This window comes from Streptomyces sp. NPDC059037, from assembly GCF_042740015.1.
GTDB lineage: Bacteria > Actinomycetota > Actinomycetes > Streptomycetales > Streptomycetaceae > Streptomyces.
Window position 1 is genome coordinate 1 of the sequence record NZ_JBHYIG010000101.1, and the last position, 2876, is coordinate 2876.

The 2876-nt window shown below is 71.3% G+C and carries 3 protein-coding genes and 1 tRNA gene; 3 read left to right on the plus strand and 1 reads right to left on the minus strand.

Annotation, left to right across the window (positions count from 1 at the left end; all coding sequences use genetic code 11):
• The first annotated feature begins 108 nt into the window (after nucleotides 1–108).
• Together ACFWY6_RS21485 and ACFWY6_RS21490 are read left to right on the plus strand one after the other, a co-directional pair.
• A tRNA-Ser gene (locus ACFWY6_RS21485) sits at nucleotides 109–193 on the plus strand.
• A 246-nt stretch (nucleotides 194–439) separates the two neighbouring features.
• On the plus strand, nucleotides 440–1165 hold the full coding sequence (locus ACFWY6_RS21490) for a sensor domain-containing protein (RefSeq protein WP_384692673.1): 726 nt from the start codon (nucleotides 440–442) through the stop codon (nucleotides 1163–1165).
• A gap of 7 nt (nucleotides 1166–1172) precedes the next feature.
• On the opposite strand, the gene ACFWY6_RS21495 is transcribed toward ACFWY6_RS21490, so the two are convergent.
• Entirely contained in the window at nucleotides 1173–2039 is an 867-nt protein-coding gene (locus ACFWY6_RS21495; protein ID WP_384692675.1) for a bifunctional DNA primase/polymerase, read from the minus strand.
• 370 nt (nucleotides 2040–2409) lie between these two features.
• Between ACFWY6_RS21495 and ACFWY6_RS21500 the strand changes: the two genes are divergently transcribed.
• Nucleotides 2410–2721 carry a hypothetical protein gene (locus ACFWY6_RS21500; protein ID WP_266864619.1) on the plus strand — a complete coding sequence of 104 codons (312 nt, stop codon included), beginning with the start codon at nucleotides 2410–2412 and terminating at the stop codon, nucleotides 2719–2721.
• Nucleotides 2722–2876: the final 155 nt, after the last annotated feature.

Here is a 2876-nt window from a genome sequence, read left to right on the forward strand (position 1 = left end):
CCTATTAATAATCTCTTTTGGTGGGGGCTCGCTTGTTTTTTTTATCTGCCCCGGGGTGAGTGCCCCCCCCAACCTTTCCCCCCCCCCCCCCCGGGCGGGGGGGGGCGGGGTGGGTTGCCCGAGCGGCCTAAGGGAACGGTCTTGAAAACCGTCGTGGCGCGAGTCACCGTGGGTTCAAATCCCACACCCACCGCTTAAGGGGCCTGTTGGGCCTGGTGAGAAGGGGCGTCCGGAAGTCTTCGGGCGCCCCTTCTTCGTGCCGTCTCGCGCCGGTTCATCGCGCCGGTTCCCCGTGCCGTCCTCGCGCCGGGGGTGGGGCTGGCGACACCCCCAAGAGGCCGGGTCGCCGTATGTCGGCGGGCGCGCGGATTCGCGAACGTGGAGGACATCAGCACGGCACGTCCCCACCGTCCTCACCGTGAAGATTCGAGGCCCCGCCATGAGCACAAGCACTCTGCCGTACGCAGCCGCTCCCTCTGCCCCTTCCGCCCCTTCCGCTCCGTCCGACGCGGGTCCTGCGCGGTCCCCCGGCTTCTGGCGGGCGCCGTTCGCCGCCGCCACCTACCGGGAGATCGGCTACACCGTCGCCTCGCTGCCCATCGCCGTCGTCGGTTTCACCTTCGCCGTGACGATGTTCTCGCTCGGCATGGGGCTGTTCGTCACCGTGCTCGGACTGCCGGTCCTTGCCGCCGCGTTGGCGGGCGCGCGAGGGCTCGGTGCCGCCGAGCGGGGGCGTGCACGGGCCGGCCTCGGGCTCGATGTCGCCGGGCCCGGCCCGGTGCGGACCTCGCCGGGAGAGGGCGCGTGGGCCGGGATGCGTGCCCGGCTCGCGGACGCCGCGGGCTGGCGGGCGCTGCTCTTCCAGGTCGTGATGTTCCCCGCGCGCGTGACGTCCTTCGTGCTCACCGTGACCTTCCTGGTCACCGGCTGGGTGGTCGCGCTCCTTCCGGCGTACTCCTGGGTGTTCCCGCACTACCTCGACTGGCCGGGCTACCGGGTGTTCGACTACACATCGGGCGGCGAGCACCACGCGTACTACCTGGAGTCGCCGTTGCAGATCGCCGGTGCCTCCTTGCTCGGCCTCGCCATCGTCTTCCTCACCCCGAAGCTGGTCCGCGCCCTGACGAACATCGACCGCGCGGCGGTGCGTTCGCTGCTCGGTTAGCTGCCCCCTACGCGTGCCCGGTGAGCCGGGCCGCCGACGCGATCGTCGAGCGGGCCTCGCGTTCCGTCAGGCCGACCCGGAGTGCGGCATCGGTGAGTTCGCCCGACAGGGCCTCGCCGATGCCGTTCTCGTACGCGCGGCAAGCGGCCCAGAAGAGACGGGTGTTGCGCTGGCCCTCGTGCGCGGCGAGCACGAACTGGACGAGCCCCTGGCCGTGCTGGACCTGCGGCTTCGAAGGCCCCGTGTGGTGTGCGCGGGGCGGCGGCATGAGCAGCCGCAGGAGCGCGGGAGGGCAGGCGCCGGGCGGGAGTTGCGCGGTGCCCGGCACGGTGCTGTAGACGCCGTGTTCGGTGCGCGAGCCGGGGCCGACGAGATAGCCGCCGGCGCCCCGGATGTCGATGCCGGGGGCGAGGCGGCCCGCGGAGTTGGGGATGACGGCGTCGGGCGGGCCCGAAAGCCAGATGTGGCGGCCGCCGCTCGGGGTCACCACGACGACCGTGGCCGGGATGGTGAACAGGTGGCGCAGCGCCAGTTCCCGCAGGGCGGCCGAGGCGTCCGTACCGGACTTGGTGTCCAGGTCGATGCCGATCAGATGGTGTGGGGGCAGCCCGCAGGCGATGCCGTATCCGCTGGCCCAAGGGGCGGCGGCGAAGAGCTCGCGGATACGGCGCGGGTCGGTCGACGCGTCGTACACGCCGTGTCCGGGGCGGCCGCATTCGCCGTGGCAGGGCGTGGGTTCGGGCTGCTCGTGGTGGGGGGAGCGCAGGGCGGGCAGCTTGGTGCGGGAGAGCGGGATGACGGCGAGGCCGCGCTCGGCGGCGGACAGGGCGTGGGCGAGTGCGAGCGCTGTGGCATGGCGGTCGATGGTGGCCATGCCGCCATTTTCGTACGAGTGTTCGAAGAAGGGAAGAGGGGGAGGCCCCGACACGCGCCGGAAGCGCGGATGGGAGGCCTCTTCTTTGGGGGGCGCCGGAACGCTTCAGCGCTTGCGGCGCCTGGGTTTGGGCGGGTCGCACGGGGCTGAGCTGGGGCTTTGGCGGATCGAAGCGTGTTTATCGACTTGTACTCACGCTTGCGGGGGAATCGGGGCTTCCGGGGTGGTTCGCCGGGGATTCGGTGGGCAACTCTGGACTCGCGACGTCGTGCAGAACCCGAGGCGGTCGGCCAACTGCCTTGGAACAAGCCGTACTTCCGGTGCTCCCGGCACATTGCCGGTGCGTACCTCCCGTTCTGGAGGAATTGACATGGCAAGCATCCGTACCGCCCGCGTCATCGCCGCCGCCGCGGCCCTGCCCTTGGCCGCCGCGCTTTTCTCCGGTGTCGCGATGGCTGACAACGGCTCCTTCGCGGACGACGGATCGAACGCGGGCGTGGCCACCGTCAACGGCAGTGGTGTCGGCGACGACAACAGCGGCAACTCGAACACGACGCAGCAGCAGGCGGTCGGCAACGGCGCATCGAACCAGAACAACAACGCTCAGGTGAACGGCTCCGGGTTCACGGCGATCGACCAGTCGAACGAGAACGTCGCGTTCAACTTCACCAACCTCTGGTGAGGTAACGGCCGTCTGGGGGCGCTCCTTGGGCCGGCTCGACGGGGTGTGTGACGGTCTGGGGGGGCGGGGGGGGGCGTCCCCCACCGCCCCGGGGGGGGGGGCCCCGCGCCGTCGGCGGGGCGCGCGCCGCGCTCTCGGGGGGGGGGTTTGTAAGC